The organism is Nocardioides sp. ChNu-99, from assembly GCF_029493445.1.
Classification (GTDB): domain Bacteria; phylum Actinomycetota; class Actinomycetes; order Propionibacteriales; family Nocardioidaceae; genus Nocardioides.
The window spans coordinates 54,278-70,939 of sequence record NZ_JAHWBL010000008.1 but is presented as its reverse complement, the minus strand read 5'-3'; the positions used below and the strand labels follow the sequence as shown (position 1 = coordinate 70,939).

Genomic DNA, 16,662 nt, shown 5'->3' with positions numbered 1-16,662 from the left:
TCAGCCCCGCTTCTGCTTGACGATCTGCTCCTGCTCGAGCGCGTCGTCCTCGAGGGCCTCGTGCTGCTCCTTGCCGGCCTTGAGCGAGCTGCCGTCCGAGGTCGAGAACTGGTCGAGGAACGCGTCGTACGCACCGGAGAGCGCCGTCTCGGTCGAGTCCTCGAACTTCAGGCTCTCGCGGATGCCGGCGAGCACGCCGTCGTGCGAGCGACGCAGGTAGTCCAGGAACTCCTGCTCGAAGCGCAGCACGTCGTCGGTCGGCACGCGGTCGAGGCGGCCCGACGTACCCAGCCAGAGCGAGACGGTCATCTCGTCCACCGGGTACGGCGAGTACTGCCGCTGCTTGAGCAGCGCCATGAGGCGCTGACCGCGGTCGAGCTGCTGGCGCGAGGCGGCGTCGAGGTCGGAGGCGAACATCGCGAACGCCTCCATGGCGCGGAACTGCGCCAGGTCGACCTTGAGCGAGCCGGTGACGGCCTTCATCGCCTTCGTCATCGCCGCGCCGCCGACGCGGGACACCGAGACGCCGACGTCGATCGCCGGGCGCTGGTTGGCCGCGAACAGGTCCGACTGCAGGAAGATCTGGCCGTCGGTGATCGAGATGACGTTGGTCGGGATGAACGCCGAGACGTCGTTGGCCTTGGTCTCGATGATCGGCAGACCCGTCATCGAGCCCGCGCCCAGCTCGTCGCTCAGCTTCGCGCAGCGCTCGAGGAGCCGGCTGTGCAGGTAGAACACGTCACCGGGGTACGCCTCGCGGCCCGGCGGACGACGCAGCAGCAGCGACACGGCGCGGTAGGCCTCGGCCTGCTTGGTCAGGTCGTCGAACACGATGAGGACGTGCTTGCCCTCGTACATCCAGTGCTGGCCGATGGCCGAGCCGGTGTAGGGGGCCAGGTACTTGAAGCCGGCCGAGTCCGACGCCGGGGCGGCGACGATCGTCGTGTACTCCAGCGCGCCGGCCTCCTCGAGGGCACCGCGCACCGAGGCGATGGTGGAGCCCTTCTGGCCGATGGCGACGTAGATGCAGCGGACCTGCTTGCTCGGGTCCCCGGTCTCCCAGTTCTGCTTCTGGTTGATGATCGTGTCGATCGCGATCGTCGTCTTGCCCGTCGCGCGGTCGCCGATGATCAGCTGGCGCTGGCCGCGGCCGATCGGCGTCATGGCGTCGATGGCCTTGATGCCGGTCGCGAGCGGCTCGTGCACCGACTTGCGCTGCACCACGGTGGGAGCCTGCAGCTCCAGCGCGCGGCGGCCGGACGTGGCGAGCTCGCCGAGCCCGTCGATGGGCTTGCCCAGCGGGTCGACGACGCGACCGAGGTAGCCGTCGCCGACGGGGACCGAGAGGACCTCGCCGGTGCGCTTGACCGTCTGCCCCTCCTCGATCTTGTCGAAGTCACCGAGGACGACGACACCGATCTCGCGTGCGTCGAGGTTGAGGGCGAGACCCAGGGTGCCGTCCTCGAACTCGAGCAGCTCGTTCGCCATCGCCGACGGCAGGCCGGAGACACGGGCGATGCCGTCGCCGGCCTCGGCGACGAGGCCCACCTCCTCACGGGCGGTGGTCTCGGGCTGGTAGTCCGACACGAAACGCTGGAGCGCGTCGCGGATCTCGTCCGGACGGATCGAAAGCTCCGTCATCACTCTTCCTTCTGTTCGCGGGCCCGGTGGGTGGAGGGCACGGGTGCGGCTGGGGGTCGGTGCCGGGGGTCAGCCGGCGAGGCGGCGGCGTGCGGTGTCGAGACGGCCCGCCACGGTGCCGTCGATGATGTCGTCGCCGATCTCGACGAGCACACCACCGACCACCGACGGGTCGACCACGACGTTGAGGTGCACCGGACGCGCGTACTGGCGCGCCAGGGTGTCGGCCAGGCGATTGCGGTCGGTGTCCGAGAGCGGCGTCGCGACGGTGACCGTCGCCACCCGCTCGCCGTTCACGTCGGCCGCGACCCGCCCGTACGTCGCCAGGGCGACGCCGACGGTGCGGTAGGTGCCGGCCAGCGCCTGCTTGACCAGGGTGGCCGTCGCGGGCAGGGCACGGCCGCCGAGGAGCTCGTCGAGCAGGCGGGCCTTGTCGTCGGCCGAGCGCGCCGGGTCGGACAGGGCGTCGCGCAGGGCGGGCTCGCCCGACACGACCTGGGCGAACCCGAACAGCTCGTTCTCCAGGCGCACCGAGTCCGGGCCGGCGGAGCGCACGACCGCGATCTCACCGAGACGCTCCAGGGCGTCGGCGAGGTCGCGACCGCCCGTCCAGCGCCGGGACACGGCGGAGGAGACGATCGCCAGGGAGGCGTCGGCGACCTTGCCCGTGAGGATCTGCCGGAGCAGACCCTGCTTGGCGCTCGTGTCCACCGACACGTCCGTGGCGACCCGGCGCAGGCCGGGCTCGCCGCGGAGGATGCCGGCGACCGCGAAGAGGTCGTCGCCCACCCGCGCCTGGTCGGCGTCGGCGACGCCCCGCAGCTCGTCGGCCAGCGCTGCGAGTGCGTCGGCCGAAGCGCCACGGAACTCCGCCATCAGCGGGCTCCGCCCGCGGACTCGAGGTCGGCGAGGAAGCGCTCGACGACGCGGCTCTGGCGGGCCTCGTCCTCCAGGCTCTCCCCCACGATGCGACCGGCCAGGCCGGTCGCCAGGGTGCCGACCTCGGCACGCAGCGACGTGACCGCCTGCTGACGCTCCGCCTCGATCTGGGCCTTGCCGGCCTCGACGATGCGGGAGGACTCGGCCTGGGCCTGCTCCCTCATCTCCGAGACGATGGCCGCGCCCTGCTCGCGCGCCTCCTCACGGATGCGTGCCGCCTCGTGGCGGGCGTCCGCGAGCTGCTGCTCGAGCTCGGCGAGCTTGGCGTCGGCCTCGGCCTGCTTCGACTCGGCTGCCTGGAGACCACCCTCGATGGCCTTCGTGCGGGCCGCGAACGTCTCCTCGAAGTTCGGGACGACGAACTTCTTGACGAGCAGGAAGAGCAGGCCGAACACCACCAGACCGAGAACGATCTCGATCGGGTGCGGGATGAGGGGGTTGAGCTCCTCACCAGCCGCGAGGTTGCTGGACTTCATGGGCAGTTGTCCTTCGTCGAAGATGCCGAGCGGTTACGTCAGAGGACGAACGCGAGCGCGATACCGATGATGGCGAGGGCCTCGGCGAGGGCGAAGCCGAGGATCGCGATGGTCTGGAGACGACCCTGCGCCTCCGGCTGGCGCGCCACACCGTTGATGTAGGCGGCGAAGATCAGACCGATGCCGACACCGGGCCCGATGGCAGCCAGGCCGTAACCGATCATGTTGAGGGAGCCGTCCACGGCGATTTCCTTTCGGTTGGTTTCTCCGCGATGAGTGCGGAGAACGAGGGGTGGGCGGGAAGATCAGTGCTCGTCGGCGAGGGCGCCGGCGATGTACATGGCGGTGAGCAGCGTGAAGACGTAGGCCTGCAGGAACTGGATCAGCAGCTCGAGGAAGAACACGGCCGCGAACAGGACCCACGCGAGGATGCCCACGGGCTTCACGAGACCCGCACCGTGCAGCAGCAGGTACTCGCCGCCCAGCGCGAACAGGATGAGGAGGAGGTGGCCCGCGAACATGTTGCACAGGAGTCGCAGCGCCAGCGTCACCGGGCGGACGATGAGGTTCGAGAAGAACTCCAGCGGCACGATGAGGATGAGGATGGGCCCCGTCACGCCGCTCGGGAGCACCTGCAGCTTGAGGTAGCCGAGGAAGCCGTGCTTCCGGATGCCCACGTAGTTGTAGACGATCCAGCTCACCGCAGCGAGGCCGTAGACCAGGCCGGCGCGGGAGAACGTCGGGAACTGCACGAACGGGATCGACGCAGCCCAGTTGTTGAACAGGACCAGGAAGAACAGCGACACCAGGTACGGCGTGAACCGCTGGAAGTCGTGGCTGCCGATGATGTCGCGGCCCAGGGAGTTCCGGACGAACCCGTAGGCGCTCTCGCCGACGTACTGGAGCTTGCCCGGCACCATGGCCCGCTTGCGCGACGCCAGGTAGAGGAAGGCGAACACCAGACCGGCGAAGATCACGATCTGCAGCATCGGCTTGGTGACGCCGAGCGTCATCTCCTGGCCGAGGAACTCGAACGACGATCCCCCGCCGATGGGCGGGAGGTCGAAGTCGGCGGGGCCCGGCGGGGTGAACTCGTCACCGGAGGCTGCGAGAACGACTGCGCTCAACGCGAGTGCTCCTTCTTCAGGTCGGCCGTCAGGTCTGCGGCGATCGGGGCGGAGCCTGCCGGTCCGCCCGCGATCAGGTCGGGGGTGTGCTGGGGGGCTTGCTGGGGGACGCCCGGTTGTACCGCGCGAAGGTCATGTAGATGCCCAGGCCCGCGCCCACCAGGATGCCGATCGCAACGAGGAAGGTCGTGCCCAACCACCGGTCCGCGAGCCAGCCGAGCAGCCCGTACGCCAGCACGCCCGAGACGATGTAGCTGAACGAGCGCCAGGGATCGGCCGTCGGCCCGTCGGGGGTCGTCTTGCGGTCGTCGGAGGAAGGCTCCTGCGTTGTCATCGCGATCGGGACGATAGCAGGCTGTCGCGCCCATCACGCACCTGGCCTCTCCGCGGGAACGGAGGTGGGAACGGAGGTGGGTGCGGGGGTGGGTACGGCGGAGCGCTCGGGCAGGTCGTAGAGCGGCACGCGCAGGCGCGTGGTCACGACGACCTGGACGACGCTCCACGCCACGGCGCCCAGCACGACCGCTCCCCCGAGCCACCGTGCGCTCAGCGGACCGTCGGTGGCACCCGACGCCGCGAGGGCCGCGAGCGCGACCAGCACGAGGAGGACGTTCAACGTGTAGGTGAGCATCGCGAGGAGCATCAGCGAGCCGCTCACCCAGCTGGAGAGGACGGCGACGATCGCGGTGCTGGTCGTCAGCACGACGAGGAGCAGCGCTCCCCCGACGAGGGCGCCGAGCGCGGCGTCCGCGCCCTGCACGAGCCCGCCCACGACGGCCAGCAGGACCGCGAGGCCGGCCACGGGGCCTGCCGTGCGGAGCACCGCGCGCGTCGCCCAGGGGGTGTCCTGGGCAGAGCTGCGGGACGCGGTCGTCATGGTCGGCGGCCGTTCTGTGGGAGGCGGATCTGCAGTGCTGACGCGGCCGATCGACCGCTCGTGAAAACTATCACGAGTCTCCGACGCTGAGTAGTAGAGGGCGTCGTCGCCGTCCTCAGACGGCGTCCTCGAGCCGCTCCCCCTCTTCCTCGGCGGTCTTGCGCACGAGGAAGGTGAGGCACACGGTGACCACCGCCATGGCCGCCACCACGACGGCGACGATGGGACGGGAGTAGAGGCTCAGCACGACGGTGCCGAAGCCGACGAGCGCCGCCCAGAGCCACATGATGACGACGGCGCGCCCGTGGGAGTGGCCGAAGACGAGCAGGCGGTGGTGGAGGTGCTCCTTGTCCGCCGCGAACGGCGACGTGCCCCGGCTGGTGCGCCGCACGACCGCCAGCGCGAGGTCCGTCAGCGGGACGATGAGGATCGAGACCGGCAGCAGCACCGGCAGCAGCGTCGGCAGCAGGCTGGCCGAGCCGCCGTCGCCCCCCGAGGAGAGCTGGGTGGCCGGGAACTGGCCGGTGAGAGTGATCGCGCTCGCCGCGAGCATGAGCCCGAGCAGCATCGAGCCGCTGTCCCCCATGAACAGCCGCGCCGGGTGGTGGTTGTGGCCCAGGAAGCCGACGCAGGCGCCCGCGAGCATCGCGCTCAGCAGCGCGCCGGTGGTCGCGAGGGTCTCGTCGTTGATGTTGGTGAGCTGGTAGCAGAAGACGAAGAAGGCCAGGGCGCCGATGCCCACGATGCCGGCCGCGAGGCCGTCGAGGCCGTCGACGAAGTTCACCGCGTTGACCGTCACCACCACGACCAGGACGGTCAGGGTCGCGCCCTGCAGCGGGTCGATGGCGACGACGGCGCCGCCGGGCACCTGGAAGAAGAAGAACTGGACGTTCTGCACCACGAGGAAGCCGGCGACGAGCACCTGACCGCCGAACTTCATGAGGGGGTCGATCTCGAAGATGTCGTCGAAGACCCCGAGCAGGCAGATCGCGGCACCCGCGATCACCACCACGCCCGCGTCGCGGAACATCTCGTCGGAGCCGCGGAAGGACAGGAACGGCAGCTGCCGCGCGACGAAGTACGCCGCCACGATGCCGCCCAGCATGGCCACACCGCCGAAGTACGGGATCGGCTCGGCGTGCACGTCGCGGTCGCGCACGCGGGCGACCGCGCCCACCCGCACCGCGACCTCGCGCGCCACGACCGTCAGCAGGTAGCTGACGGTGGCGGCGACGAGGAAGACGAGGAGGTACTCGCGCATGCCGGGCGGTCCTCAGCCCTGGTCGACCAGGGTCGCGCCCTGCGGCTCGAGCACGGTGTTGAGCTGCTCCAGCGAGAGGGCGCCGACGCGGAGGACCCGCCCCTGGTCGCCCGTCGCGTCCACGATCGTGCTCGCCTCGCCGCGCGGGGAGCGTCCGGCGTCGAGCACCACCTCGACCGACGCGCCCAGCATGCCGTCGGCCTCGGCGGCGGTGAGCGCCGCCGGGCGACCGGTCAGGTTCGCGGAGCTGACGGCCAGCGGGCCGGTGCGCTCGAGCAGCTCGCGGGCGACGTCGTGGTCGGGCATGCGCAGGGCGACGGTGCCGCGGGTGTCACCGAGGTCCCACTGCAGCGACGTCTGCGCCGGGAGGACCAGGGTCAGCGGCCCGGGCCAGAAGGCGTCCATGAGGGCGCGGGCCCAGCCGGGGATCGAGCGCGCCAGCGCGTCGGCCGTCACCGCGGCGCTGATGAGCACCGGTGGCGGCATCTCGCGGCCCCGGCCCTTCGCCGCCAGCAGGCGCCCGACCGCGTCGGGGTCGAACGCGTCGGCACCGACGCCGTACACCGTGTCGGTGGGCAGCACGACGAGCGAGCCCTGCCGCACCGCGAGGGTGGCGGCCTCGAGGGCCGCCTCCCGCTCGTCCTCGGTGCCGGTCGCACGCACGCGCGACGAGGTCTTCTCGAGGCTGGGCGGTGCGGGGGGAGCCTGCTCCCCCGACGTGTGCTCGGGCTCCTGGGGCTGGTGCTGCTGCTCCGCGTCGTCCACGGGGGTCATCGTGCCAGCCGTCCCGTCGTGAAGCGCGCACGACCTGCCAGGTCCGGGTGGTCCTGCACCTCGCTCCAGCGTCCCGCCCGGGCGAGCACCTGCGGCGCCGAGGCGCCCTGGACGTCGGCGTGCTCGAAGCCCAACCAGCCGCCGGGCCGCAGGAGCAGCGCGGCGCGGCGCTCCAGCACCCGGATGGCCTCCAGACCGTCGTCGCCGGAGAAGAGCGCCAGGTGCGGGTCGTGGTCGCGCGCCTCGGCAGCCACGGACTCCCACGCCTCGAGCGGGATGTACGGCGGGTTGCACACCACGACGTCCACGGCGCCGGCCAGGTCGTCGAACGCCTCGGCCATGTCCCCGGCGCGCAGGTCCACACCGGTGCCGGCGAGGTTGCGCTCCGCCCAGGCCAGGGCGCCCGGGTCGAGCTCGACGGCGTGGACGGCGGCCTCGGGGACCTCGTCCGCGAGCGCCCGCGCGATCGCGCCGGACCCGGTGCACAGGTCGACGACCACGGGCCGCTCCCCCGTCGCGACCTGCCGGGACCGCTCGCGGACGCGGTCGACGGCCCAGCCCGCGAGCAGCTCGGTCTCGGGGCGCGGCACGAAGACGCCGGGGCCGACGGCGAGCTCGACGTACCGGAACGCGGCCGTGCCCGTGAGGTGCTGCAGCGGCTCACGGGCGGCGCGGCGCGACACCAGCTCCTCGACGCGCTCGCGCTCCGCTGCCGTGACGCTGTCGAGGAGGGGCACGCGGCCCAGCGGGACGCCCACGACGTGGGCGACGAGCTCGTCGGCGTCCCGGGCCGGGCTGGCGACGCCGGCCGCGGCGAGCCGCTCGACGGAGGTACGGCGCAGCGCGCGCACGTCGTGCCCCTCGGGCGTGCTCACCCGGCCTCCACGGCGGCGAGACGGGCCTCGAGGTCGGCCTCGACCGCCGAGGTGACGACCGGGCCCAGGTCGCCGTCGAGCACGGCGTCGAGGTTGTGGGCCTTGTAGCCCGTGCGGTGGTCGGAGATGCGGTTCTCCGGGAAGTTGTAGGTGCGGATGCGCTCGGAGCGGTCGACCGTGCGGACCTGCGAGCGGCGGGCGTCGCTCGCCTCGGCGGCGGCCGTCTCCTGCGCCGCCGCCAGCAGGCGGGCGCGCAGGATGCGCAGCGCCTGCTCCTTGTTCTGCAGCTGCGACTTCTCGTTCTGGCAGCTCACCACGATGCCGCTCGGCAGGTGGGTGATGCGCACCGCGGAGTCGGTCGTGTTGACGCTCTGCCCGCCGGGGCCGGAGCTGCGGAAGACGTCGATGCGCAGGTCGTTCTCGTCGACCGAGACGTCGACCTGCTCGGCCTCGGGCAGCACGAGCACGCCGGCGGCGCTCGTGTGGACGCGGCCCTGCGACTCGGTGACGGGCACGCGTTGCACGCGGTGGACGCCGGCCTCGTACTTCAGCAGCGCGTACGGCGCGGTGCCCGGCTCGGGCGTGCCCTTGGCCTTCACGGCGACCGTCACCGACTTGTAGCCGCCGAGGTCCGACGGGGTGGCGTCGAGCACCTCGGTCGTCCAGCCGCGCTGCTCGGCGAAGCGCGTGTACATCCGCAGGAGGTCGCCGGCGAAGAGCGCGGACTCCTCGCCGCCCTCCCCCGACTTGACCTCCAGCAGGGCGTCCTTGTCGTCGGTCTCCTCGCGCGGGACGAGCAGGCGACGCAGGCGCTCGGCGGTCTCGGCGCGGCGGGTCTCGAGCGCCTCGGCCTCCTCGGCGAAGGCCGGGTCGTCGGCGGCGAGCTCGCGCGCGGCACCGGCGTCGTCGCCGAGGCGCTGCCACTCCCGCCAGGTGCGCACGATGGCGCTGACCACGGCGTACCGCTGGTTGACCTGCTTGGCGGCCCGGGCGTCGGCGTGGAGCGCGGGGTCGGCCAGCCGCTCCTCGAGCGCGGCGTGCTCGGCGGCGAACGCCTCGACGGCTTCGAACACTGCGGACTCCTCGGGTGGCTGGCGCGGGCTCGGCGGCGCGACGGACGGCGCCGAAATGACGCAACGCCGGCCCCGGACCCGCCCGACGTGGAGGTCGGGCGGGCGGGGCCGGCGCTGGGACGGCGTTACTTCTTCTTGGCGGCAGCAGCCTTCGCGTAGCGCGCCTCGAAGCGGGCCACGCGGCCGCCGGTGTCGAGGATCTTCTGCTTGCCGGTGTAGAACGGGTGGCACTGCGAGCAGACGTCGGCGTGCAGCGAGCCGCTCTTCGCCGTGCTGCGGGTCGTGAACTGGGCCCCGCAGGTGCAGGTCACCTCGGTCACGACGTAGTCGGGGTGGATGTCCTTCTGCATGATGTGTCCTCTCCTCGGCCGCCGGGTCGTGCCGACCCCCTGGTGGGGGCACGTGAACCGGGACCAGCGCACGAATTGTGCCACCGGGGGAACGTCGTGACGAATCGCGGCATTCCCCCGGCGGTGGTGGCTCAGTGGCCGTTGTCCTGGCCCGCCCCGGGCATCGTCTTCTGCACCTGCATGAGGAACTCGATGTTGCTCTGGGACTTCTTGAGGCGCTCCAGCAGCAGCTCGAGGGCCTGCTGGCCGTCGAGGCCCGACAGGACACGGCGGAGCTTCCAGATGATGGCCATCTCCTCCTTGCCCATGAGGAGCTCCTCGCGACGCGTGCCCGACTGGACGGCGTCGATGGCCGGGAAGAGCCGCTTGTCCGCGAAGTCGCGGCGCAGGCGGATCTCCATGTTGCCGGTGCCCTTGAACTCCTCGAAGATCACCTCGTCCATCTTCGAGCCGGACTCGATGAGGGCCGTGGCGAGGATCGTGAGCGAGCCGCCGTTCTCGATGTTGCGGGCCGCGCCGAAGAACCGCTTCGGCGGGTAGAGCGCCGCCGAGTCGACACCACCGGACAGGATGCGACCGCTGGCCGGGGCGGCCAGGTTGTACGCACGCCCGAGACGTGTGATGCCGTCGAGCAGGACGACGACGTCGAGACCGAGCTCCACGAGGCGCTTGGCGCGCTCGATGGCGAGCTCCGCGACGATCGTGTGGTCGCTCGCGGGGCGGTCGAAGGTCGAGGAGATGACCTCGCCCTTCACCGAGCGCTCGAAGTCGGTGACCTCCTCCGGGCGCTCGTCGACCAGCACGACCATGAGGTGGCACTCGGGGTTGTTGACCGTGATCGAGTTGGCGATGGACTGCATCACCATCGTCTTGCCGGCCTTCGCCGGGGAGACGATGAGGCCGCGCTGGCCCTTGCCGATCGGCGCCGCGATGTCGATGACGCGACCGATGAGGTTCGACTGCTCGGTCTCGAGGCGCAGGCGCTCGGAGGCGTAGAGCGGGGTCAGCTTCTGGAACTCGGGGCGGTTCTTCGCCTGCTCCGGGTCCGCGCCGTTGACCTGGTCCACCCGGACCATCGGGTTGAACTTCTCCTTGCGCTCGCCCTCGCGGGGCTGGCGCACCTGGCCGACGATCGCGTCACCGCGGCGCAGGCCCATCTTGCGGACCATCGACAGCGACAGGTAGACGTCGTCGGGACCCGGCAGGTAGCCGCTGGTCCGCACGAACGCGTAGCTGTCGAGCACGTCGAGGATGCCCGCGGCGGGCACGAGGACGTCGTCCTCGAGGATCGTGGTGTCGGGCTCGCGGCTGTTGCCGCGACCGCCCTGGCTGCCGCCGCGCTCGGGGCGCTCGTTGCGGTCGCGACCCCGGCGACGACGGCTGCGCCGGCCACCCTCGTCGTCGCGGTTCGAGCTCGGGCCGCCCTGGTTGCCGCCACCCTGGTTCTGGTTGCCGCCGCCCTGGTTGCGGTCCTGGCGGTCCTGGTTGCCGCCCTGGTTGCCGCCCTGGTTGCCGCCCTGGTTCTGGTTGCGGTCCTGGTTGCGCTGCTGCCGGTCCTGGCGGTCCTGGCGGTCCTGACGGTTCTGGTTGCCGCCCTGCTGACCACCCTGCTGACCACCCTGCTGACCACCCTGCTGACCACCCTGGTCGCCGCGGTCCTGCTTGCGGTCCTGCTGACCACCCTGGTCGCCGCGGTCCTGCTTGCGGTCGTCGCGGCGCTCGGCGCGGCCCTCCTGGCCGGACTGCTCGCCGGCGGGTGCCTGCTGGCCGTTCTGCTGGTTGCCCTGCTCGCCGGCGTCCTGGCCGTCGCCCTTGGCCCGCTGGCGGCGGCGGGGCTCGCGCCGCGCCTCGCCCTCGGGGGCCGCGGCAGCGGGGGCGGCGGAAGCGGCGGGGGCGTCCGTCGTACCGGTCGACGCGGCCTCGCCCGAGGGGGCCGCGGACGTCGTACGACGCGAGCGTGCCGGCGCGCCACCCTGGGCGCCGCCGGACGGGCCACCCGACTGGGCGGCCTTGATGGCCTCGACGAGCTGGGCCTTCTTCATCCCGCCCGAGGAGATCCCCAGGCCCGACGCCATCGACTTGAGGTCGGCGAGGAGCAGGGAGTTGAGTCCGCCGCGCTTCTTCGGTGCCTGGTCGGCGGCGGATTCGATGGTTTCCGTCACGTGAGGTCCTTCCCACGTATCACTGCCGGGAGGGCGCGACGCGCCACCAGCACTTGGTCATGGTCCTCCTCGCCGCGCATCAGGCTCACCGAGAGCGCCGGAGGGGCTCGTGGCAGAGGAGATCCGCGTCTGGGACGAGGAAGAGGGTGCACCACCCGTGGTCGTGCCCGGGGGTGCCGCGCCGAGTGGTCGCGGACGACCGATCGTTGACGCAATCGTCACCGTACCATCACGCCGTCCGTGTCGACGGCGAGGTGGTGGGCCTGCCAGCCCGCCGGGCAGCGCTCCAGCAGGGCCGCCGCCCCCAGCGGGGCCGCGGCGGCGGCGTCCGCGACCAGCGCGAGCACGGTCGGCCCGGCGCCGGAGATCACGGCCGGCACGCCGTCGGCGCGCAGCGCGCGGACCAGCGCGGCGCTCCCGGGCATCGCCGCCGCGCGGTAGTCCTGGTGGAGCCAGTCGCGGGTCGCCGCGTGCAGCAGCTCGGGGCGCCCGCCCATCGCGACGACCAGCAGCGCCGCGCGCGCCGCGTTCGCCGCGGCGTCCGCGTGGGGCACGTGCGCGGGCAGCAGCCCCCGCGCCACCTCGGTGGCCACGGGCGTCGGCGGGACGAACGCGACCGCGCTCAACGCGGGGTCGACGGCGGCCGGGACGGCGAAGAACCCGTCGTCCTCGGCGCCGGAGACGATGAAGCCGCCGAACGTGGCCGGCGCGACGTTGTCGGGGTGGCCCTCCATGCGGCCGGCCAGCGCGAACACCGCGGCGTCGTCGAGGCGCGCCGTACCGTCCACCACGAGGGCGCGCGCCAGCGCCAGGCCGCCGACGATGGCGGCCGAGGAGGAGCCGAGCCCGCGGCTGTGCGGGAGCCGGTTGACGCAGTGCAGCCGCAGCGTCGGCTGCGGGACGCCCATCGCGTCGAAGGCCGTGCGCATCGCGCGGACCACGAGGTGGGTCTCGTCGAGCGGCACCGAGCCGGCGCCCTCGCCCTCGACCACGACCTCCACGCCCGGGGCGTCGCCGCCCGCACCGGCGGGCACAGCCTCCCCCGTCAGCTCGTCGCGCAGCGACAGGGCGAGCCCGAGGGTGTCGTAGCCCGGTCCCAGGTTGGCCGAGGTCGCCGGCACCGAGACGGTGACGGTCCCGCGGACCAGCTCGACGGCGGCGCCGTCGTCGTGGGTCGTCCCCACCTCAGAGACCGGCGGCGCGCGCGACGTCGCGCACGTCGGCGTCCACCACCGAGTCGACCACGTCGCCGAGGCCCTCGAGCGCGGTCACGGTGTCCTTGAGCCCGTGGCCCGTGACCGTGACGGCGACGGTGAGGCCGGCGTACGACTCCCCCGCGGCGAGGTCGGACAGCAGGCCGGCGACACCCGTCGCGGACGCCGGCTCGACGAAGACGCCGTCGTGGCGGGCCAGCTCGCGCTGCGCGGCGAGGATCTGCTCGTCGGTGACGGCACGGAAGCGGCCGCCCGACTCCTCGGCCGCGGTCGTCGCGAGCTTCCACGAGGCGGGGTTGCCGATGCGGATCGCGGTGGCCTTCGTCTCCGGGTCCGGCACCGGGGCGCCGTGCACGAGGGGCGCGGCGCCGGCGGCCTGGAAGCCGCGCATGACGGGACGGCGCGTGGCGCGGCCGATCTCGACGTACTGCGAGTAGCCGAGCCAGTACGCCGAGATGTTGCCGGCGTTGCCCACGGGCAGTACGTGCACGTCGGGGGCGTCGCCGAGGAAGTCGACGATCTCGAACGCGCCGGTCTTCTGACCCTCGAGGCGCACCGGGTTGACCGAGTTGACGAGCGCGACCGGGTAGGAGTCGGCGAGCTGCCGCGCCAGCGTCAGGCAGTCGTCGAAGTTGCCGCGCACCATGAGCACCTGCGCGCCGTGCATGATCGCCTGGGCCATCTTGCCCGCGGCGATCTTGCCCTCGGGCACCAGCACGAGCGGGGTGAGGCCCGACTTCGCGGCGTACGCCGCCATCGACGCCGACGTGTTGCCGGTCGAGGCGCAGACCACGGCCTCGGCACCCTCGTGCTTGGCCACGGAGATGGCGGCCGTCATCCCCCGGTCCTTGAAGGAGCCCGTGGGGTTGTCGCCCTCGACCTTGAGCCAGACCTGTCCCCCGGTGAGGCCGGAGAGCCAGTCCGAGTGCACGAGCGGGGTGCCGCCCTCGCGGAGCGTGACCGCCTCGACCCCGGCGGGGATGGCCAGCAGGTCGCGGTACTCCTCGATGACGCCCCGCCACTGGGGACGGCCGCCGGGCGTGGACGTCGCAGCGGCCGCGGCGGCCGTCGCGGCGTCGACGGTCGGGGCGGACTGGGCCTGGGTCATGCGGTCTCTCCCTCCACGCGCATCACCGAGGTGACCTCGCGCACGATGTCCATCTCCTGCAGGTGGGCGACCGTCGCCGCCAGCTGCGCGTCCGTGGCGCGGTGCGACACCACGACCAGCTGCGCGTCGTCGCCGCGGCCCTCCTGGCGCACCGTCTGGATCGACACGCCGTGCTCCGCGAACGCGGTGGCCACGAGGGCGAGCACGCCCGCGCGGTCCTGCACGTCGATCGCCACGTGGTAGCGCGTGAGCGTCTCCCCCATCGGCAGCACGGGTCGGGCGGTGTACGCCGACTCCCCCGCGCCGCGGGTACCCGCGCGCAGGTTGCGGGCCACCGTCACCAGGTCGCCCAGCACGGCGGACGCCGTCGGCGCACCACCGGCGCCGGGGCCGTAGAACATGAGCCGCCCGGCGGCCTCGGACTCGACGAACACCGCGTTGTAGGCCTCGCGCACCGACGCCAGCGGGTGGCTGCGCGGGATCATCGCCGGGTGCACCCGGGCCGAGACGGCCTGGCCCTCGTCGGTGTCGCGGAGCTCGCAGATCGCGAGCAGCTTGACGACCGCCCCCATGTCGGCGGCCGAGCGCACGTCGGCGGCGGTCACGTCGCTGATGCCCTCGCGGTGCACGTCGGCCGCGGTCACCCGGGTGTGGAACGCCAGCGAGGCCAGGATCGCGGCCTTGGCGGCGGCGTCGAAGCCCTCGACGTCGGCGGTGGGGTCGGCCTCGGCGTACCCCAGCTCCTGGGCCTCGCCGAGCGCGTCGGCGAACCCGGCGCCCGAGCTGTCCATCTTGTCGAGGATGTAGTTCGTCGTGCCGTTGACGATGCCGATGACCCGGGTGACCGTGTCGCCGGCCAGCGACTCGCGCAGGGGCCGGATGATCGGGATCGCGCCCGCGACGGCGGCCTCGTAGTAGAGGTCGCGACCGGCCTGCGCGGCCGCCTCGAAGAGGTGCGCCCCGTCCTCGGCCAGCAGCGCCTTGTTGGCCGTCACGACCGACGCGCCGGCGCCGAGCGCGGCGAGGATGAGCGATCGGGCGGGCTCGATGCCGCCGATGACCTCGACGACGAGGTCGACGCCGCTGGTCACGAGCGCCTGCGCGTCCGTGGTGAGCAGGTCGGCGGGCACGTCGACCTCGCGCGGGGCCTCGAGCCGGCGCACGGCCACCCCGGCGAGCTCGAGCGGCGCGCCGACACGGGCCGCGAGGTCGTCGAACTGCTCGAGCAGCAGGCGCACGACCTGGGACCCGACGGACCCACAGCCGAGCACCGCCACGCGCAGGGCGTCAGGGGACTGCATCGTCATCAACCTCTCTGGGACGGGCGCGGGGGCACGGTAGCCCGGAGCGTCCGCGTGGGGGGCATCGTGCGGGTCATCGCGGGTCCCCGACGTCGGTGGCGAGGAGGTCGTCGACGGTCTCGCGGCGCACGACGACGCGGGAGGCCCCGTCCTTGACCGCGACGACCGGCGGGCGCAGCGCGTGGTTGTAGTTCGACGCCATCGAGCGGCAGTAGGCCCCGGTGCCGGGCACCGCGACGAGGTCGCCGGGCCCGACGTCGGCCGGCAGGAACTCGTCCTTCACCACGATGTCGCCCGCCTCGCAGTGGTGGCCGACGACCCGGGCGAGGACGGGCTCCGCCTCGGAGCGGCGCGAGGCCAGGGTGCAGGAGTAGTCCGCGTCGTACAGCGCCGTGCGGATGTTGTCGCTCATGCCCCCGTCGACCGAGACGTAGGTGCGGCGCGCCCCGCCGTCGAGCGCGACCTCCTTGACGGTGCCGACCTCGTAGAGCGTGAACGTCGAGGGCCCGACGATCGCGCGGCCCGGCTCGATCGACAGGTGCGGGACCTCGATGCCGAGCCCGCGGCACTCGTGCTCGACGATGGCGCGCATCTCGCGGGCCAGCACGTCGGGCGTCGAGGGGTCGTCCTGGGTGGTGTAGGCGATGCCGAACCCGCCGCCGAGGTCCATCTCGGGCATCGTCGTGCCCAGCTCGTCCGCCACCCGCGCGTGCAGCGCCAGCACGCGGCGGGCGGCGACCTCGAAGCCGGCCGAGTCGAAGATCTGGCTGCCGATGTGGCTGTGGAGGCCCCGCAGCTCGAGACCCGGGGCGGCGAGCACCCGTCGTACCGCCTCCAGCGCGTCGCCGGAGGTGATGGAGAAGCCGAACTTCTGGTCCTCGTGGGCGGTCGCGATGTACTCGTGCGTGTGGGCCTCGACGCCCGCGGTCACCCGGATCATCACGGGCTGGGTGCGACCGACCTCGGCGGCCACCGCCGCCAGCCGCTCGACCTCCTGGAACGAGTCGACGATGACGCGGCCCACGCCCGCCTCGACCGCGCGGCGCAGGGCACGCACCGACTTGTTGTTGCCGTGGAAGCCCATGCGGGCCGGGTCGACCCCCGCCCGCAGCCCGACGGTGAGCTCGCCCTCGGAGCAGACGTCGAGGTGCAGGCCCTCCTCCGCCACCCACCCGGCGACGGCCGTGCAGAGGAACGCCTTGCCCGCGTAGTAGACGTCCCACCCGGCGAAGCCGTCGCGGAACGCCCGCGCGCGACCGCGGAAGTCGTCCTCGTCCAGCACGTACGCCGGCGTGCCGTGCTCGGCGGCCAGCTGCGTCGCGGGGACGCCGGCGACCGTCAGGACGCCCGCCTCGTCCTTCGTCGTGCCGGTCGACCACAGGTGCGGGACCAGGGCGTTGGTGTCGGCGGGCTCCCGGAGCCACGCGGGGCCCTTGAGGGCTCCCTCGGCGTGGGCCCAGCCGGCCTCGTGCGCGCGGACCACG

At 72.8% G+C, this 16,662-nt stretch carries 17 protein-coding genes; all 17 read right to left on the bottom strand.

The window, feature by feature from the left end; all coding sequences use genetic code 11:
- On the bottom strand, window positions 1–1,641 hold the full coding sequence (gene atpA, locus KK617_RS04860; RefSeq protein WP_277498440.1) for a F0F1 ATP synthase subunit alpha: 1,641 nt from the start codon (window positions 1,639–1,641) through the stop codon (window positions 1–3).
- Window positions 1,642–1,710: 69 nt separating this feature from the next.
- Entirely contained in the window at window positions 1,711–2,517 is an 807-nt protein-coding gene (locus tag KK617_RS04855; RefSeq protein WP_277498439.1) for a F0F1 ATP synthase subunit delta, read from the bottom strand.
- Window positions 2,517–3,056 (bottom strand): F0F1 ATP synthase subunit B, encoded by a 540-nt coding sequence (locus tag KK617_RS04850; protein WP_277498438.1) that lies wholly within the window; start codon window positions 3,054–3,056, stop codon window positions 2,517–2,519. Before KK617_RS04850 ends, KK617_RS04855 begins: the two co-directional genes overlap by 1 nt.
- A 38-nt stretch (window positions 3,057–3,094) precedes the next feature.
- Entirely contained in the window at window positions 3,095–3,298 is a 204-nt protein-coding gene (gene atpE / locus KK617_RS04845; protein WP_277498437.1) for an ATP synthase F0 subunit C, read from the bottom strand.
- A gap of 63 nt (window positions 3,299–3,361) precedes the next feature.
- Window positions 3,362–4,183 carry a F0F1 ATP synthase subunit A gene (atpB, locus tag KK617_RS04840; RefSeq protein WP_277498436.1) on the bottom strand — a complete coding sequence of 274 codons (822 nt, stop codon included), beginning with the start codon at window positions 4,181–4,183 and terminating at the stop codon, window positions 3,362–3,364.
- 73 nt (window positions 4,184–4,256) lie between these two features.
- Window positions 4,257–4,517, bottom strand: a complete 261-nt coding sequence (locus KK617_RS04835) for a hypothetical protein (RefSeq protein WP_277498435.1) — start codon at window positions 4,515–4,517, stop codon at window positions 4,257–4,259.
- A gap of 33 nt (window positions 4,518–4,550) precedes the next feature.
- The gene (locus KK617_RS04830; protein ID WP_277498433.1) at window positions 4,551–5,060 is read right to left on the bottom strand and encodes a hypothetical protein; all 510 of its coding nucleotides are present in this window, start codon (window positions 5,058–5,060) and stop codon (window positions 4,551–4,553) included.
- Window positions 5,061–5,175: 115 nt separating this feature from the next.
- On the bottom strand, window positions 5,176–6,321 hold the full coding sequence (locus tag KK617_RS04825; RefSeq protein ID WP_277498432.1) for an MraY family glycosyltransferase: 1,146 nt from the start codon (window positions 6,319–6,321) through the stop codon (window positions 5,176–5,178).
- Window positions 6,322–6,333: 12 nt separating this feature from the next.
- Window positions 6,334–7,086, bottom strand: a complete 753-nt coding sequence (locus KK617_RS04820) for an L-threonylcarbamoyladenylate synthase (RefSeq protein ID WP_346812801.1) — start codon at window positions 7,084–7,086, stop codon at window positions 6,334–6,336.
- A 5-nt stretch (window positions 7,087–7,091) separates the two neighbouring features.
- The gene (gene prmC, locus KK617_RS04815; protein WP_277498431.1) at window positions 7,092–7,970 is read right to left on the bottom strand and encodes a peptide chain release factor N(5)-glutamine methyltransferase; all 879 of its coding nucleotides are present in this window, start codon (window positions 7,968–7,970) and stop codon (window positions 7,092–7,094) included.
- Window positions 7,967–9,043 carry a peptide chain release factor 1 gene (gene prfA / locus KK617_RS04810; protein ID WP_277498430.1) on the bottom strand — a complete coding sequence of 359 codons (1,077 nt, stop codon included), beginning with the start codon at window positions 9,041–9,043 and terminating at the stop codon, window positions 7,967–7,969. The genes prmC and prfA overlap by 4 nt, the downstream gene beginning before the upstream one ends.
- Window positions 9,044–9,168: 125 nt before the next feature.
- A complete protein-coding gene (gene rpmE / locus KK617_RS04805) occupies window positions 9,169–9,393 on the bottom strand; it encodes a 50S ribosomal protein L31 (protein WP_277498429.1) in 225 nt (74 codons plus the stop codon).
- Window positions 9,394–9,524: 131 nt separating this feature from the next.
- Complete coding sequence (rho, locus tag KK617_RS04800) at window positions 9,525–11,555, bottom strand: transcription termination factor Rho (RefSeq protein WP_277498428.1); 2,031 nt, start codon at window positions 11,553–11,555, stop codon at window positions 9,525–9,527.
- Window positions 11,556–11,773: 218 nt separating this feature from the next.
- Complete coding sequence (gene thrB, locus KK617_RS04795; protein WP_277498427.1) at window positions 11,774–12,739, bottom strand: homoserine kinase; 966 nt, start codon at window positions 12,737–12,739, stop codon at window positions 11,774–11,776.
- A 1-nt stretch (window position 12,740) separates the two neighbouring features.
- The gene (gene thrC / locus KK617_RS04790) at window positions 12,741–13,877 is read right to left on the bottom strand and encodes a threonine synthase (RefSeq protein ID WP_277498426.1); all 1,137 of its coding nucleotides are present in this window, start codon (window positions 13,875–13,877) and stop codon (window positions 12,741–12,743) included.
- Entirely contained in the window at window positions 13,874–15,184 is a 1,311-nt protein-coding gene (locus KK617_RS04785) for a homoserine dehydrogenase (RefSeq protein WP_277498425.1), read from the bottom strand. The genes thrC and KK617_RS04785 overlap by 4 nt, the downstream gene beginning before the upstream one ends.
- Window positions 15,185–15,251: 67 nt before the next feature.
- Window positions 15,252–16,661 carry a diaminopimelate decarboxylase gene (gene lysA / locus KK617_RS04780; protein WP_277498424.1) on the bottom strand — a complete coding sequence of 470 codons (1,410 nt, stop codon included), beginning with the start codon at window positions 16,659–16,661 and terminating at the stop codon, window positions 15,252–15,254.
- Window position 16,662 lies beyond the last annotated feature (1 nt).

Coding starts and splice junctions, on each gene's coding strand:
- atpA (WP_277498440.1), bottom strand. CDS start 1,641: ATGACGGAGCTTTCGATCCGTCCGGACGAGATCCGCGACGCGCTCCAG.
- KK617_RS04855 (WP_277498439.1), bottom strand. CDS start 2,517: ATGGCGGAGTTCCGTGGCGCTTCGGCCGACGCACTCGCAGCGCTGGCC.
- KK617_RS04835 (WP_277498435.1), bottom strand. CDS start 4,517: ATGACAACGCAGGAGCCTTCCTCCGACGACCGCAAGACGACCCCCGAC.
- KK617_RS04830 (WP_277498433.1), bottom strand. CDS start 5,060: ATGACGACCGCGTCCCGCAGCTCTGCCCAGGACACCCCCTGGGCGACG.
- thrC (WP_277498426.1), bottom strand. CDS start 13,877: ATGACCCAGGCCCAGTCCGCCCCGACCGTCGACGCCGCGACGGCCGCC.
- KK617_RS04825 (WP_277498432.1), bottom strand. CDS start 6,321: ATGCGCGAGTACCTCCTCGTCTTCCTCGTCGCCGCCACCGTCAGCTAC.
- rpmE (WP_277498429.1), bottom strand. CDS start 9,393: ATGCAGAAGGACATCCACCCCGACTACGTCGTGACCGAGGTGACCTGC.
- KK617_RS04785 (WP_277498425.1), bottom strand. CDS start 15,184: ATGACGATGCAGTCCCCTGACGCCCTGCGCGTGGCGGTGCTCGGCTGT.
- KK617_RS04850 (WP_277498438.1), bottom strand. CDS start 3,056: ATGAAGTCCAGCAACCTCGCGGCTGGTGAGGAGCTCAACCCCCTCATC.